At 71.2% G+C, this 14,607-nt stretch carries 19 protein-coding genes and 1 tRNA gene; 5 read left to right on the top strand and 15 right to left on the bottom strand.

Annotation, left to right across the window (positions count from 1 at the left end):
- Positions 1-12: 12 nt before the first annotated feature.
- Positions 13-516, bottom strand: coding sequence for a MarR family winged helix-turn-helix transcriptional regulator (locus tag ACH4D5_RS13395; RefSeq protein WP_398301648.1), 504 nt, complete (start codon positions 514-516; stop codon positions 13-15).
- A 175-nt stretch (positions 517-691) separates the two neighbouring features.
- Here ACH4D5_RS13395 and ACH4D5_RS13390 point away from each other — a divergent pair, with 175 nt between their 5' ends.
- Positions 692-892: a hypothetical protein gene (locus ACH4D5_RS13390; RefSeq protein WP_398301646.1), complete on the top strand. Its 201-nt coding sequence runs from the start codon at positions 692-694 to the stop codon at positions 890-892.
- 386 nt (positions 893-1,278) lie between these two features.
- Here ACH4D5_RS13390 and ACH4D5_RS13385 read toward each other — a convergent pair whose 3' ends face one another.
- From ACH4D5_RS13385 to ACH4D5_RS13345, 9 genes are all read right to left on the bottom strand, one after another.
- Positions 1,279-1,521, bottom strand: coding sequence for a hypothetical protein (locus ACH4D5_RS13385; RefSeq protein WP_398301645.1), 243 nt, complete (start codon positions 1,519-1,521; stop codon positions 1,279-1,281).
- A 637-nt stretch (positions 1,522-2,158) separates the two neighbouring features.
- Positions 2,159-3,022 (bottom strand): RNA polymerase sigma factor SigF, encoded by an 864-nt coding sequence (locus ACH4D5_RS13380; protein WP_398301643.1) that lies wholly within the window; start codon positions 3,020-3,022, stop codon positions 2,159-2,161.
- Positions 3,023-3,266: 244 nt separating this feature from the next.
- Entirely contained in the window at positions 3,267-4,199 is a 933-nt protein-coding gene (locus ACH4D5_RS13375; protein ID WP_398301641.1) for an RNA polymerase sigma factor SigF, read from the bottom strand.
- 241 nt (positions 4,200-4,440) lie between these two features.
- Positions 4,441-4,734 carry a Dabb family protein gene (locus ACH4D5_RS13370; RefSeq protein WP_030780402.1) on the bottom strand — a complete coding sequence of 98 codons (294 nt, stop codon included), beginning with the start codon at positions 4,732-4,734 and terminating at the stop codon, positions 4,441-4,443.
- Between the two features lie 55 nt (positions 4,735-4,789).
- A complete protein-coding gene (locus ACH4D5_RS13365; RefSeq protein ID WP_150169725.1) occupies positions 4,790-4,969 on the bottom strand; it encodes a hypothetical protein in 180 nt (59 codons plus the stop codon).
- A gap of 374 nt (positions 4,970-5,343) precedes the next feature.
- Positions 5,344-5,431, bottom strand: a tRNA-Ser gene (locus ACH4D5_RS13360).
- A 71-nt stretch (positions 5,432-5,502) separates the two neighbouring features.
- Entirely contained in the window at positions 5,503-5,934 is a 432-nt protein-coding gene (gene tadA, locus ACH4D5_RS13355; RefSeq protein ID WP_398302594.1) for a tRNA adenosine(34) deaminase TadA, read from the bottom strand.
- Positions 5,935-6,054: 120 nt separating this feature from the next.
- Complete coding sequence (locus ACH4D5_RS13350; RefSeq protein WP_398302592.1) at positions 6,055-6,609, bottom strand: hypothetical protein; 555 nt, start codon at positions 6,607-6,609, stop codon at positions 6,055-6,057.
- A 203-nt stretch (positions 6,610-6,812) separates the two neighbouring features.
- A complete protein-coding gene (locus ACH4D5_RS13345; protein WP_362992040.1) occupies positions 6,813-6,983 on the bottom strand; it encodes a hypothetical protein in 171 nt (56 codons plus the stop codon).
- 145 nt (positions 6,984-7,128) lie between these two features.
- On the opposite strand from ACH4D5_RS13345, the gene upp reads away from it, so the two are divergent.
- The gene (gene upp, locus ACH4D5_RS13340) at positions 7,129-7,764 is read left to right on the top strand and encodes a uracil phosphoribosyltransferase (protein ID WP_398301638.1); all 636 of its coding nucleotides are present in this window, start codon (positions 7,129-7,131) and stop codon (positions 7,762-7,764) included.
- Between the two features lie 87 nt (positions 7,765-7,851).
- Here upp and ACH4D5_RS13335 read toward each other — a convergent pair whose 3' ends face one another.
- Both ACH4D5_RS13335 and ACH4D5_RS13330 read right to left on the bottom strand, forming a co-directional pair.
- Entirely contained in the window at positions 7,852-8,511 is a 660-nt protein-coding gene (locus ACH4D5_RS13335; protein WP_398301636.1) for a LytR C-terminal domain-containing protein, read from the bottom strand.
- Between the two features lie 221 nt (positions 8,512-8,732).
- On the bottom strand, positions 8,733-9,029 hold the full coding sequence (locus tag ACH4D5_RS13330) for a type II toxin-antitoxin system VapB family antitoxin (RefSeq protein WP_003955420.1): 297 nt from the start codon (positions 9,027-9,029) through the stop codon (positions 8,733-8,735).
- A 146-nt stretch (positions 9,030-9,175) separates the two neighbouring features.
- Between ACH4D5_RS13330 and ACH4D5_RS13325 the strand changes: the two genes are divergently transcribed.
- Positions 9,176-10,822, top strand: a complete 1,647-nt coding sequence (locus tag ACH4D5_RS13325) for a helicase HerA-like domain-containing protein (RefSeq protein ID WP_398301634.1) — start codon at positions 9,176-9,178, stop codon at positions 10,820-10,822.
- A 42-nt stretch (positions 10,823-10,864) separates the two neighbouring features.
- Here the strand turns inward: ACH4D5_RS13325 and ACH4D5_RS13320 are convergent, their stop codons facing one another.
- From ACH4D5_RS13320 to ACH4D5_RS13310, 3 genes are all read right to left on the bottom strand, one after another.
- Positions 10,865-11,026, bottom strand: coding sequence for a hypothetical protein (locus ACH4D5_RS13320; RefSeq protein ID WP_398301632.1), 162 nt, complete (start codon positions 11,024-11,026; stop codon positions 10,865-10,867).
- Between the two features lie 66 nt (positions 11,027-11,092).
- The gene (locus ACH4D5_RS13315; protein WP_398301630.1) at positions 11,093-11,422 is read right to left on the bottom strand and encodes a hypothetical protein; all 330 of its coding nucleotides are present in this window, start codon (positions 11,420-11,422) and stop codon (positions 11,093-11,095) included.
- Between the two features lie 88 nt (positions 11,423-11,510).
- Complete coding sequence (locus tag ACH4D5_RS13310) at positions 11,511-12,146, bottom strand: HhH-GPD-type base excision DNA repair protein (protein ID WP_398301628.1); 636 nt, start codon at positions 12,144-12,146, stop codon at positions 11,511-11,513.
- 171 nt (positions 12,147-12,317) lie between these two features.
- Here ACH4D5_RS13310 and ACH4D5_RS13305 point away from each other — a divergent pair, with 171 nt between their 5' ends.
- Both ACH4D5_RS13305 and ACH4D5_RS13300 read left to right on the top strand, forming a co-directional pair.
- On the top strand, positions 12,318-13,919 hold the full coding sequence (locus ACH4D5_RS13305; protein WP_398301626.1) for an ABC-F family ATP-binding cassette domain-containing protein: 1,602 nt from the start codon (positions 12,318-12,320) through the stop codon (positions 13,917-13,919).
- 110 nt (positions 13,920-14,029) lie between these two features.
- A complete protein-coding gene (locus tag ACH4D5_RS13300) occupies positions 14,030-14,605 on the top strand; it encodes a GNAT family N-acetyltransferase (RefSeq protein ID WP_398301624.1) in 576 nt (191 codons plus the stop codon).
- Positions 14,606-14,607: the final 2 nt, after the last annotated feature.

The raw sequence follows: 14,607 nt of genomic DNA, 5'->3' as shown, positions 1-14,607 counted from the left end.
GAATTCCTTTTCTTACGCGGGTGTACGGGTGGTCTCCGACGTGGTCTGTACGTCGTGGAGGGAAGGGGACAGCCGGGCCGAAGCCGCGCGGCAGTCCCCGAAGCTGTCGCGCAGTCGCGCGAGCAGCGTGCTGAGCTGGACGACCTCGTCGTCGGTCCAGTCGTGCAGGTAGTGGGTGAGCGTGCGGATGGAGAGCTCGGAGAGCTCGTCCACCTTGGCCTTGCCCTCGGTGGTGAGCCGCAGGATCCGGGACCGCTTGTCCGCGGGGTCGGGATCGCGGACAATCCACTCCTTCTCCGCGACGTGGGCGACGTGCCGGCTGGTGACCGACATGTCGACGGCGAGCAGCTCCGCGAGCCTGCTCATCCGCATCGCGCCGTGGCGGTCGAGCAGGATGAGCACGGCGGCGGATCCGGCCGGACAGTCGTGGGGGAGCCCCCGGCCGAGGCCACGCTTCACGGCACCGATGGCGCTGAGCTGTCGGGCCAGCTCCTCGTACTGACGCTGCGCGGCCACGGCACCTCCTGAATATTTGTTGCTTAGGGCAACGATAAGAGCAGTTGGTTGCTGCAGGCAAACTAAAAGGGGCCCATCGGACTAAAGAGTCGGCAAAGCGTTGGGGGCCCGCTCGTAAAGTCCCTGGCCAGAGGGGGTTGGGCCGATGGCGCTGGATTCGCTAGTGTCCTGCCCCATGGCACACAACCCCCAGGGCAACCCGGGCAACCCCGACCCCGCCGGCAGCACGCAGATGTTCCGCGCCTTCGTCGACGAGGCGCCGCAGGGCCGCCGACAGCAGGCCGCGACGTCTTCGGGGCCGCGCGTCGGCCTGATCGTGGGCGTCGTTCTCGCGATCCTGGTGGTGGCGGGCGTGGCGTGGCTCGCCCTTAAGTAACGGCAACGAACTCGACGTCTCTACGCGGGTGGGGGCACCCTGTCCCACTCGGACCGCCCCACCTCTTACTGCGACTGTCTCTCTGCGGGCACGCTGTGGTTGCTCGCGCAGTTCCCCGCGCCCCTGGAAGTGGGCGGCTGGGGGTGTCTCTTATCTGCGGGCTCGCTGTAGCTGGGCGCGCAGTTCCCCGCGCCCCTTGGGGGGCCTGCCATTCCGTATGGCTCAGGGTGGACTTCCTCAGGGGCGCGGGGAACTGCGCGATCAGCCCCGACGCGCCCGCAGGCGAAGGACCGGCAGGGGGGACCACGGTCAGGGGCGCGGGGAACTGCGCGAGCAACCACGACGCACCCGCAGGCGAAACGGAACCGCCCCCGGAAGGGGGCCCGCTAGCGCCACTTGACCGAGACGTCCCGCGTTTCGACGTGCATGCCCAGCGGCACGCGCCACGCGTCCACGCACACCGGCCAGGACTTCTCCCTCTTCTGCCCGGGGCCGATCGGCGCCGGCAACTGCACGGTCGACTCGATCGTGGCCCAGTCGACGCCGAGCGCGCCGATGATGTGCGTACCGAAGGTGACCGTTCCCGAACGGACCGGTGAGCCACCGGTGTTGCGGAAGGTGACCGTCACCTTGTCGCACCAGCGCTTGGCCCCGGGCTCACGCTCGGGATCACCGAAGCTGAGCTTCGCGGGCCCACTCGGCGATGTACTCGGGGTTCCCGGGGCGCTCGGCGTGCCAGGCCTGTCCGGTGTGCCAGGCCTGTCAGGCGTACCCGGTGAGCTCGGCGTATCCGGCGTACCCGGCATACCCGGCGTGCCCGGCGTACCCGGGGAGTTCCTGTTGCTGACAGGGCCCTCCGAAGGCCCCGTCGACGGATCCCCAGAGCCCCCTCCCGTCCCCCTCGAAGCCCCGCCCGACGACGACTTCCCCTCCGAGGCGCCCCCACGACCACCCTTGGCCCCGCCAGTCCCGTCGCCTCCCTCAAGAGGGATCAGCCGAACGTCAGCAGTCGGGCCCACCGGCTTCTCGGGGGCCTGGGCGCCTCCCGGGGAGGAGCCCGCCGCTCCGGTCGCCACGTACCCGTCACCGCTGCCGCCGCCGCAGGCGGACAGCAGCCCGCCGAGGCACAGCGCAGCGCCCCCCGCACCGAGTATGTTCCGCACACCTCGTCGCATCGCGTCAGTGTGGCTGACGGTACGTCAATTCGGAACCCCGTCAGCAACACCGGTCCCGCCACGGCCGCGTGGCGACGCCGTCAGGACGCCGTCAGTCCGAGATCAGGCCCTCGCGCAGCTGGGCGAGCGTCCGCGTCAGGAGGCGGGACACGTGCATCTGCGAGATGCCGACCTCCTCGCCGATCTGCGACTGCGTCATGTTGGCGAAGAAGCGCAGCATGATGATGCGGCGCTCGCGCGGCGGGAGTTTGGCGAGCAGGGGCTTGAGGGACTCGCGGTACTCCACGCCCTCCAGGGCCGAGTCCTCGTACCCGAGACGGTCCGCGAGGGAGCCCTCGCCGCCGTCGTCCTCGGGGGTCGGGGAGTCGAGGGAGGATGCCGTGTACGCGTTGCCGACGGCGAGGCCGTCGACGACGTCTTCCTCCGATACGCCGAGTGCGATGGCCAGTTCGGGCACGGTCGGCGAGCGGTCGAGCCGCTGGGCGAGCTCGTCGCTGGTCTTCGTGAGCGCGAGCCGCAGCTCCTGGAGGCGGCGCGGCACCCGCACCGACCAACTGGTGTCCCGGAAGAAGCGCTTGATCTCACCGACGACCGTCGGCATGGCGAACGTCGGGAATTCCACGCCCCGTTCGCAGTCGAAACGGTCGATCGCCTTGATCAGGCCGATGGTGCCGACCTGGACGATGTCCTCCATCGGTTCGTTGCGGCTGCGGAAGCGGGCCGCGGCGTACCGCACGAGGGGGAGGTTGAGCTCGATGAGCGTGTCCCGTACATAGACGCGCTCCGGGCTGTCCTGGGCGAGCGTGGCGAGCCGCAGGAAGAGGGAGCGGGACAGGGTCCGGGTGTCGATGGCTTCCGAAGCCGGTGAGCTGTGAAGCGCGTCGGGCGCGGACTCGCTCGGGCTCTTGGTGAGCGTGAGCGTGAGCACCTTCGAGCTGCCCTGGTCTGCGGACATGCCACCCCCTTGAGGTCGCGGACGGTCGCGGCGGGCGCTCCCGTCGGAGGAACGCAGCCTCCACCTGAATACCGGAGGTGGGGCTACGGCAAACGCGGTTCCAGCAGAATGTCACATGTCGGCAACGCGCTGTAGTTACTTGTCGACAAACCAGGGTGACATCCGTGCAGGAAAGAGGGGGTCTGCGCCATTTCAGCAAAGAGTGCCGTCGGGAAGAGCTCCGACGGCACTCCACTCGTTACGGTTACGCCTCGATCCGATTTGCGGACCGAAGGCGCGCGAAGCTTCTGGCGAGCAGTCTCGACACATGCATCTGGGAAACGCCCAATTCGGCGCTGATCTGTGACTGCGTCAGATTGCTGTAGTAGCGGAGGAGAAGGATCCGCTGCTCGCGCTCGGGCAGTTGGACCAGGAGGTGGCGTACGAGATCGCGGTGCTCGACGCCGTCGAGCGCGGGGTCCTCGTAGCCGAGCCGGTCGAGCAGGCCGGGCAGCCCGTCGCCCTCCTGGGCCGCCTCCAGCGACGTCGCGTGGTACGAGCGCCCGGCCTCGATGCAGGCGAGCACCTCGTCCTCGGTGATGCGCAGCCGCTCGGCGATCTCCGAGGTCGTCGGCGAGCGCCCGAAGGCGGTGGTGAGGTCCTCGGTGGCCCCCGTCACCTGCACCCACAGCTCGTGCAGCCGGCGCGGCACGTGGACCGTGCGGACGTTGTCGCGGAAGTACCGCTTGATCTCACCGACCACGGTCGGCATCGCGAAGGTCGGGAACTGCACCCCGCGCTCCGGGTCGAACCGGTCGATGGCGTTGATGAGCCCGATGGTGCCGACCTGGACGACGTCCTCCATCGGCTCGTTGCGGCTGCGGAAGCGCGCGGCCGCGTACCGCACGAGCGGCAGGTTGGCCTCGATGAGGGCGCCGCGCACCCGGCCGTGCTCGGGGCTGCCCGGCTCCAGCTCCTTGAGCTGGCCGAAGAGCACCTGGGTCAGGGCGCGGGTGTCGGCACCCCGGGTGCTTCCGGAGCTCTGCGCGCTTCCGGAGCCCTGCGCGCTTCCGGAGCCCTGCGCGCTTCCGGGGCTCGGGGTGCTCCCGGGGCTGGGGGTGTTTCCGGAGTTCTGCGTACTTTCGGAACTCTGTGCGGTCCTCGCGGGCGGCGCTTCGGGCGCAGTACTGGCCGGCACGGTCAACGCCACCCCTTCTCAGACAGGCACTGTCAGTCAGGCACAGTCAAGCTCGGTCGACGCTCGGTCGACCTCGGTCAACTCATCCGTCAAAAGCGGTCATAGCATCACAAGACATGTGCACTGTGTGCAAGCACCTGATAACTCCGTGTTGAAGGCAAGTTGGGGCGTACGACGCGGAACGGCCCCGCACCATCGCGGTGCGGGGCCGTTCGGAGGGCGGGGCGGCGGGGTGGCCGACTCAGAACTCGTAGTCCGCGATCACCCACGTGGCGAACTCGCGCCACAGCGCGACGCCCGCCTGGTGCGCCGGGTGCTCGATGTACCGCTTCAGCGCATCGGTGTCCTCGACCGCCGAGTTGATGGCGAAGTCGTACGCGATGGGGCGGTCGGTGATGTTCCAGTCGCACTCCCAGAACGTGAGCTCCGGGATCTGCTCGCCGAGGGCGCGGAAGGCCTTGACGCCCTCGACCACGCGCGGCTCGTCGCGCCGCACGCCGTCGTTGAGCTTGAAGAGGACCAGATGGCGGATCACGGGCACTCCTTGGAGAGGGCTGGGGCCGGGCGGCGCCGGCGGCCTGGGCGGCCGCTCAGTCCTTGCCTCCGTTGGCGACCCACGTCATGAAGTCACCGATGCTCTGAGCGGCGCTCGAAATGCCTTCGAACCCTATCTGCACGTAGTCGGCGGCCTTGGCGGGGTCGGTGATGATCACGTAGAGCACGAAGACGACCACCGCGAAGAGGCCGAGCTTCTTCCACTGCACTGCCACGATCTGGCCTCCCCTTGCCGTGCCCCGTGTGACCCCTGTGACGGCGGCGAGTCTAACCCGGACGGTACTGACGGGGTTTTTAGGGACCAACGGCCCGGCGGCGGAGGCCCTTTGCCCGCGCTCCACGGGGGCGCGGGGACGCAGGATGGGGGTGAGCCCGGCGGATCTGGCAGGAGTCCGCGGGGTGAGGGACCGGCCCCACTGCGGGGTCCGCGCCGTCCGCTTCCCCCGGCGGCGGCGTCGACTTGAGGGCCTGGTCCTCGTCGGGGGAAGCGGCTGTCCCCCCGATGCCGCTTCCCCCGCCCATACTCACGGCTCACCGAACGACGAAGGGCCCGACCAGCTCGGCTGGTCGGGCCCTTTCGTATCAAGAGCGGTAGCGGTGGGATTTGAACCCACGGAAGGGGGTTACCCTTCACTCGCTTTCGAGGCGAGCTCCTTCGGCCGCTCGGACACGCTACCGAGAGGAACTCTAGCCCAAAGTGGCCCGCGGACAGAAATCCGTTCGTCGCCGGATCCCGCGAGGCCCTGAATCAGCGCTTGCGGAAGAAGTCCGTCAGCTGGGCGGCGCACTCGTCCGCGAGAACACCGTGGATGACCTCGGGGCGGTGGTTGAGCCTTCTGTCGCGCACGACGTCCCAGAGGGAGCCCGCCGCGCCGGCCTTCTCGTCACGCGCTCCGTAGACGACCCTCTCCACGCGGGACTGCACGAGCGCGCCCGCGCACATCGTGCACGGCTCCAGCGTCACGACGAGCGTGCAGCCGGTCAGCCGCCACTCGCCGGTCGCGGCGGCGGCCCTGCGCAGGGCGAGCACCTCCGCGTGCGCGGTGGGGTCGCCGGCCGCCTCGCGTTCGTTGTGCCCCACGGCGAGCACCGTCGTGCCGTCCGGGGACAGCACGACGGCGCCGACGGGGACGTCACCGCCCTCGACGGCGCGCTCGGCCTCGGCCAGAGCGAGCCGCATGGGCGCCCGCCAGCGGTCGCGTACAGGATCGTTCTCGGTGATGTGATCGGTGATGCGGTCGGTGGTGTGGTCGGTGGTGTGGTCGGTGGTGTGGTCGGTCGGGTCGGTCACACGGGGAACCTAGCGGACGGTCTCGAGCACCTCCGCCGCGCCGAGGACGTCGGCGATGTCGTTGAGCGCGTCGCCGGCCTCCAGACCGAGCAGATCCTTCTCCGGCACGCCGAGGTCGGCGAGGATCTCCGTGTCGCCGAGCGGCCCGGACGGCACGCCCGACGTACCGGGTGCGTCGTCCTCGGCGTCCGGCTCGGCGTCGGACGCCTCCGGCTCGCCGTCCTCCGTGCCGTCGAGATCGAGGGCGTCCAGGTCGACCGCCTCCTCGTCGTCGGGGTCGCGGCCGAGCATCTCGGCGGTGAGCAGGATCTCCCCGTACGAGCTGCGGGCGGCCGCGGCCGCGTCCGAGACGTAGATACGGGGGTCTTCCTCCCCGTCCACGCGGACGACGCCGAACCACGCGTCTTCCTGTTCGATGAAGACGAGCACTGTGTCGTCCTCGTAGTCGGCTGTGGCTTCGCGGGCCAGGTCGGCCAGATCCGACAGGGTCTCCACATCGTCGAGCTCCGTGTCGCTCGCTTCCCACCCGTCTTCGGTGCGCGCGAGCAGTGCGGCGAAGTACACCGTGACTCTCCCACTGGTCATAGGCAGTGCCGGTTGGCGGTTTGGGGTCCCCCCGGCGAGGTCGGGGAGCGGGGAGTGCTGATGCCAAGCCCCGCCCATTCGGAATCGTGGCAGAAACGGCGCCGTCAGGAGAGGTCTTCCGGCCGCTGTGTTCCGCGTCGCGTTTTTCCCCGGCTCCCACGGGCCCGTCGCCGGGCGGGCCGCTACCAGCGGAACGTACGCATGCGCATCTGCTGTCGCATGCGTGCCGCCCGGGCGCGGCGCGGCTTCACCCGGTCGCGGAGCTCGATGGCCTCGGCGCGTTCGCGCAGGAACTGGGCGCGGCGCCTTCGACGCTCGGCGTCGGTCTCGTCTTCCGGTTTGCGCTCCACCATGGGCCACACCACCTCAGTCCGTACGTCCCCACCTTCCCTCGGTCGGCGGCATTGATGCCGGTGAGATGCGGGTGAGATGCCGGTGGGGCGCCGGCGGGGTGCCGGCGAGGAGGGAGTGGCTCCGCGCCCGGTTACTGTTGATGCCATGCGGATCCACGTCGTCGACCACCCGCTGGTGGCGCACAAACTCACCACGCTGCGCGACAAGCGCACCGACTCCCCGACCTTCCGGCGCCTCGCCGACGAGCTGGTCACCCTGCTCGCGTACGAGGCCACCCGGGACGTGCGCACCGAGCAGGTCGACATCGAGACCCCGGTGACCGGGACGACCGGCGTGAAGCTGTCGCACCCGCGCCCGCTGGTGGTGCCGATCCTGCGTGCCGGTCTCGGCATGCTCGACGGCATGGTCCGGCTCCTGCCGACCGCCGAGGTCGGCTTCCTCGGCATGATCCGCAACGAGGAGACCCTGGAGGCCTCCACGTACGCGACGCGCATGCCGGAGGACCTCTCCGGGCGTCAGGTGTACGTCCTCGACCCCATGCTCGCCACCGGCGGCACGCTCGTCGCGGCGATCCGGGAGCTCATCAAGCGCGGCGCCGACGACGTGACCGCCGTGGTGCTCCTCGCCGCCCCCGAGGGCGTCGAGATCATGGAGCGCGAGCTGGCGGGGACGCCGGTGACGGTCGTGACGGCCTCGGTCGACGAGCGGCTCAACGAGCAGGGCTACATCGTGCCGGGCCTCGGCGACGCGGGCGACCGGATGTACGGGACCGCGGAGTAGCTCCGCCGTGCGGGGACGGCGGAGTGGCTCCGCTGTGCGGGGACGGCGGAGTGGCTCCGCCGTTCTCGTGGCCGGGCCGGTGTCCGGCTAGCAGTTCTTCTTGCCTGACGGCTTGGACGTCGGCTCGGGCTTGGCCAGTGCGGCCAGGGCCTTGTCGGCGTCCTCCTTTTTGGCCAGCTCCTTGAACCGGTCGCCGATGACCAGGTCGACCTCGCCGCCCTTGCGGCCGTCGGCCTTGCGCTCGGCGTCCGCGAGCTGCGTGCCGAGCACCGGGAGCGCGGTGTCGGCGGCCGTCTTGGCGCCGAGCAGCAGCCCGGTGCCCTTGACCTTCTTGTCGTACTCCTTGGTCGCGTTCCCGACCTTGCCGATGGCGAAGCCGCGCTTCTTGAGCTCGTCGGCGGTCTTCTTGGCGAGGCCGGCGCGGGGCGTGGCGTTGAGGACGTTGACCTTGATCTGGCCCGGCCGGGGCAGCGGTTTCGGCTTCGCGGCCCGGGCGGGGCCGGCCGGCGCGCGGTCCCGGTCGCGGTCGCAGTCGCCGCTCGCGCGTGCCGCGGCCGACGCCTTGTCGCCCCCCGTGAAGACGTCGATGAGCTGCAGGGTGCCCCAGCCGATCAGCCCCACCACCACGGTGGCCGCGACGACCGCGAGCGCGATCCTGCGGCGACCGCTCGGGCGGCGCATCCGTGGGTACTTGTCCCCCGTGATGCGGTACGGGCCGCCCATGTCGGGGGGAGTGAGCATGCTCATGGGCGCAGCGTAGTGCGGCGGGGCGGCGATGCCTACTAAATGATCATTGCCCGGTGCTCAGTGCAACCCGAAAGGGTCAATGCGGGCCGGGAGGGCGCTCGGGCGAGGGCCGGGGGCGCTCGGGTCGGAGAGCGGGAGGGCGCCCGGGCGGGAGCCGGGAGGGAGCCGGGAGGGCGCCCGGGCGAGGGCAGGAGGGTGCTCGGGCGGGAGAGCGGGTGGCGTCAGCCCAGTTCGAGCACGCGCGCGTGGAGGACCTGGCGCTGCTGGAGCGCGGCGCGGACCGCGCGGTGCAGTCCGTCCTCCAGATAGAGGTCGCCCTGCCACTTCACGACGTGCGCGAAGAGGTCGCCGTAGAACGTGGAGTCCTCGGCGAGCAGCGTCTCGAGGTCGAGCTGGCCCTTGGTCGTCACGAGCTGATCGAGGCGGACCGGGCGCGGCGCGACGTCCGCCCACTGCCGGGTGCTTTCCCGGCCGTGGTCGGGGTACGGCCGGCCGTTTCCGATGCGCTTGAAGATCACACGGAAAGCCTACCGGGCAAGGCTCTCCGGGCGCAGCCATGGCGACGGAGTGCGAGCCTGGGAAATGCCGCCTTAAATCGGCTCAAAACGGAAACACGTCAGCCGGAACAGGGGCCGAAGTGAGCGAGAGCCAGCCGATTCCGTCCATGCCGGATCATGCGAACCGCCCGAACGAGTCTCCGCCGGCCGGGGGAGTGACGAGCGGAAGCAAGAATTCCGAGGGTGCGGCCGGGAGCGCCGACACCGGGGCCTCGCTGCCCCGGGAGGCCTCGGAGATCGCCGCCGGATACGCCTTCGCGGGCCCCGCCCTCGAACTGGGCGCGCTGCTGTGGGACGGGCGGTGCCACGCCGACGCGCAGATCCGCGTTCCCCTCCCCATGCTCAACCGCCACGGCCTCGTCGCCGGCGCCACCGGCACGGGCAAGACGAAGACCCTGCAGCTCATCGCCGAACAGCTGGCCACGCGGGGCGTGCCCGTGTTTCTCGCCGACATCAAGGGCGACATCTCCGGGATCTCGGCCCCCGGCGAGGCGGGCGACAGGGTCGCGGAGCGGGCGCGGGACGTGGGGCAGGAGTGGCGGGCGACCGGATTCCCGAGCGAGTTCTACGCGCTCGGGGGCATCGGCACCGGGATCCCGGTCCGGGCCACCGTCACCAGCTTCGGCCCCGTACTGCTCTCCAAGGTGCTCCAGCTCAACCGGACCCAGGAGCAGTCCCTCGCCCTGATCTTCCACTACGCCGACCAGAAGGGCCTCGAACTGGTCGACCTGAAGGACCTGCGGGCCGTCGTCACCTTCCTGACCTCCGACGAGGGCAAGCCGGAGCTCAAGGGCATCGGCGGCCTCTCGTCCGCCACGGCCGGCGTCATCCTGCGGGCGCTCACCGCCTTCGAGGCGCAGGGAATGGCCGACTTCTTCGGGGAGCCGGAGTTCGACACGGGCGAGTTCCTGCGCCTGGCGCCGGACGGGCGTGGCCTGGTGTCCGTCCTGGAGCTGGCCGACGTCCAGAACAAGCCGCACCTCTTCTCGACGTTCCTGATGTGGCTGCTCGCCGACCTCTACAACGACCTGCCCGAGGTGGGCGACGTGGAGAAGCCGAAGCTCGTCTTCTTCTTCGACGAGGCGCACCTCCTCTTCAACGGCGCCTCGAAGGCCTTCCTCGAAGCCGTCACGCAGACCGTGCGGCTGATCCGGTCCAAGGGCGTCGGCGTCTTCTTCGTGACGCAGACGCCGAAGGACGTGCCCGCGGACGTGCTCGGACAGCTCGGCAACCGCGTACAGCACGCGCTGCGGGCGTTCACTCCCGATGACCAGAAGGCGCTGAAGGCGACGGTACGGACGTTTCCCGACTCGGCGTACGACCTGGAGGAGGTCCTGACCGGCCTCGGTACGGGCGAGGCCGTGATCACCGTGCTCAGCGAGAAGGGCGCACCGACCCCGGTCGCGGCGACGCGGCTGCGGGCCCCCGAGTCGCTGATGGCCCCCGTGGAGGCGGAAGCGCTCGCCAGGGCGGTGCGGTCGTCGCCGTTGTACGAGCGGTACGCGGACGCGGTCGACCGCGAGTCGGCGTACGAGAAGCTGACGGCTCGGCAGGCGTCCCCGGGGTCGGCACCTCAGGGGTCCGGGCCCGGGTCCGGACCCGGGGCCAAGTCCGGGTCCAAGTCCGGGTCCGGTTCCGTCGTGGAGCAGGTGATGGAGAGCGGAATGTTCAAGTCCCTGCTGCGGTCCATGGGGACGCAGATCGGCCGGGAGATCTCGCGCTCGGTGTTCGGGACGGCTCGGCGCAGACGCTGACCGGCGGGGGGCCTTGAGCGTCTGCGCCTGCGTTTGCGCGTATCAGGCGTCGCTTGAGTGCTGGTGCTGCTGCGGGTCCCGCTGACGGTGGTGGTCCTCGTCCTGCTCGGCGGACGCCGGGCGGCGGGCGGGTTCGTGGGGTGCGGTGCGCGCGGCTTCCGCGCGGAGGAGGGCTTGCAGGGCCGCGTAGGGGTCCATGGGCATGGGAACGTCCTTCGATCTGCGCTGGAGTGCTGGTGCTGGCGGGGTGGGAGGGCGTGCGCCTCCCTGTCAGCAGCGCAGGACCGCTGTGCGCGGGGTCGGGACGTGGGGGTGGAGGCCGCGGGGGCGCGGGGCGGGCGGCGTGAGGCGCCGGGCCGGAACCGGGGCGGGCGGGCGCGCGGTGGGCAGGCGCGTGGCGTGCCGGGTGGGGAGACGCAGCGCCGTCTCGGTGGCGTCCTGCTGGACCTCGCCGCCGATCTCCGCGGCGAGGGCGGCCGGAGGAGGCGGGCCCGCCTGGGCGGCGGGGGCGGCGGCGAGCGTGGCGAGGAGGAGCGCGAGGAGGGTGAGCAGTGCGCGGGGCCACGTGGGGCGCAGGCGTGGCGGATCCGGAACGCTCATGCAGGGCATGTCCCCGCCCGCGCCGCGCGCGGACCGCCGTACGCCGAGATCCGCTCGCTTGGACTACGGCCGCGGGCGGGGAGAGCCGCTACTTCTTCGTCGCCTTCGTCGCCTTCGTCGTCTTCATCGCCTTCGTCGTCTTCGTCGACGAGGCCTTTGCCGCGGCCTTCAGTTCCTGTTTGTGGGCGCGGACCTTCCGGAGCGATTCGGGGCCCGTGATGTCCGCGACCGAGCGGTACGCCTTGGGGGCGCCGTAGTCGCCCGCGGCCTCCCGCCAGCCCTTGGGGCGTACGCCCAGCTGCTTGCCGAGGAGGGCGAGGAAGATCTGGGCCTTCTGCTTCCCGAAGCCAGGGAGGTCGTTCAGGCGCTTGAGGAGTTCGTCTCCGGTGGCGGCGTCCTGCCAGATGGCCGTGGGATCGCCTTCGTAGTGTTCGACGAGGTACTGGCAGAGTTGCTGGATCCGCTTGGCCATCGAGCCCGGGTAGCGGTGCACGGCCGGTTTCGTGGCGAGGAGCGCGGCGAAGGCCTCGGGGTCGTACGCCGCGATTTCCTGGGCGTCGAGGTCATCCGCCCCCAGGCGCACAGCGATCGTGTGCGGCCCCGCGAACGCCCACTCCATGGGGACCTGCTGGTCCAGGAGCATGCCGACCAGCGCCGCCAGTGGACTGCGGCCGAGGAGCTCGTCGGCGGCCGGCTCCTGTGCGAGGTGAAGGGTCACGTCCATGGCTCGATGATCCCTCGGGGGCGGGCCCGTCGCAGCGCGCAGGAAATCCGGATGCGGGTGCTTCAGGGGGTTCGTTACCGTGGAAGGCATGTCTACGCCCCGCATTTCCTAGCCAGGACACACGCCTCCACGCCACCCGTGTGTCCATTTGCTATTGCGGAGCGTTACCTCATGATCACCGTACGAGGCGCCGACGTGCGCGCCGGTGCCCGCCTGCTGCTGTCGGGCGTCTCTTTCCACATCGCCCCGGGCGACCGCGTCGGCCTGGTCGGTCGCAACGGCGCCGGCAAGACCACCCTGATGAAGATCCTCGCGGGCCGGGCGACCCTCGCCGAGGGCACCGTCACCCGCACCGGATCCGTCGGCCACCTCGCCCAGGACCCGGGCGCCGCCGACCCCGCCGTCACCGTCACCGACCGCATCCTGTCCGCGCGCGGCCTGGACGAGGCGGTCACCGCGCTGCGCACCGCCGAGGCCGCGATGGCGGCGGCCGAGGGCCCCGCGGCACAGGAGCGGGCCATGGCCGCGTACGCCCGCGCGGACGACCGGTTCCAGGCGCGGGGCGGCTATGCCGCGGAGGCGGAGGCCGCGCGGGTCGCCGCCGGGCTCGGGCTGCCCGAGCGCGCCCTGCACCAGCCCGTGGGCGACCTGTCGGGCGGCCAGCGGCGCCGCGTCGAGCTCGCGCGGATCCTGTTCTCGCAGCACGACACCCTGCTCCTCGACGAGCCGACCAACCACCTCGACGCCGATTCCGTGGCCTGGCTGCGCGGCTACCTGGCGGGATATCCGGGCGGACTCGTGCTCATCAGCCACGACACCGGGCTGCTCGCCGACACGGTCAACCGCGTCTTCCACCTGGACCCCCGGCGCGCGGCCATCGACGTGCACAACACCGGCTGGCACGCCTATCTCGCGCAGCGCGCGGCAGACGAGCGACGGCGTGTGAGGGAGCGCGCCAACGCAGAACGGAAGGCGGCCTCGCTGCGCGCCCAGGCCGACAAGATGCGCTCCCATGTCGCGACGGCCACCGCCGCGAAGAACATGGACCGGCGGGCCGAGCGGATGCTCGCGGGGACGGAGCCGGTGCGGCGGGGCGAGAAGGTGGCGCGGATCCGGTTGCCCGAGCCCGCGCCGTGCGGCCGGATGCCGCTCGGCGCGGTCGGCCTGACCAAGGCGTACGGCTCGCACCGCGTCCTCACGGGCGTCGACCTGGCGGTCGACCGGGGCAGCCGGCTGGTCGTCCTCGGGCTCAACGGCGCGGGGAAGACGACGCTGCTCCGGTTGCTGGCCGGGTGTGAACTCCCGGACGAGGGGCGGGTCGTCGCGGGGCCGGGGCTGCGGCTCGGGTACTTCGCGCAGGAGCACGACACGCTGGACGGGGCAAGGACCGTCCGGGAGAACCTCGCGGACGCGGCGCCGCAGCTGACGGACGGGGAGGTGCGGCGCGTGCTGGGATCGTTCCTGTTCGGCGGGGACGACGCGGACAAGCCCGCCGCGGTCCTCTCCGGCGGTGAGAAGACGCGGCTCGCGCTGGCCGGGCTCGTCCACTCGGGCGCGAACGTCCTGCTGCTCGACGAGCCGACGAACAACCTCGACCCGGCGTCGCGGGACGAGGTGCTCGGCGCCGTCGGCACCTACCCGGGGGCCATCGTGATGGTCACGCACGACGAGGGCGCGATCGACGCGTTGCGCCCGGACCGGGTGCTGCTGCTGCCGGACGGCGACGAGGACCTGTGGAGCCCCGACTACAAGGACCTGGTCACGCTCGCCTGACCGGGACACCTCCAACCACTGCGGCCGGACGGCGCCTTGAGAAGGCGACGTGAGGAGGCGACCTGAGAATGCGATACGCGCCGTACCGGCCGCTGTGGTTCGATGCTGCGATGAAGCGAGACCGTGCCGCCGACGCGGCCGACGGACATCCGGTGCTCCGGGTCAGGGAACGTGCGGGCCAGAACGACCTGGAGGCGTGCGTCGGTGTGCTCGCGGGCGTCCACAAGTCGGACGGCTACCCCGTCAACTGGCCTGCCCATCCCGCGGACTGGCTGGAGGGGGCTGGCTCGCTAGGCGCCTGGGTGGCCGAGCTCGACGGGCGGGTCGTCGGCCATGTCGGCCTGTCCCACCCGGGTGAGGGGGACGAAGCCCCCGGCCTGTGGGGCGAGCGCGCGGGCGTAGGGGCCGTCGGCGCGGCGGTCGTCAGCCGCCTCTTCGTCGCACCGGACGCACGCGGGCACGGCATCGGCGCCCTGCTGATGGGACGAGCCGTGCGGGAGGCGCGGACGCGCGGACTGCATCCGGTCCTGGACGTCGTCTCCACCGACACAGCGGCCGCCGCGCTCTACGAACGCATGGGCTGGCAACTGCTGTCCGTCGTGGAACAGGAGTGGGGCCCGGACCAACGAGTCACCCTGCGCTGCTACGCGGCCCCACCGGAACCGGAGCCTTCGCCTAAGGGGTGACG

Origin of the sequence: Streptomyces sp. NPDC018029, assembly GCF_044327655.1 — a bacterium.
Taxonomy (GTDB): domain Bacteria; phylum Actinomycetota; class Actinomycetes; order Streptomycetales; family Streptomycetaceae; genus Streptomyces.
The sequence above is the reverse complement of the archived record's forward strand: the minus strand, read 5'-3'. Positions and strand labels throughout refer to the sequence as shown.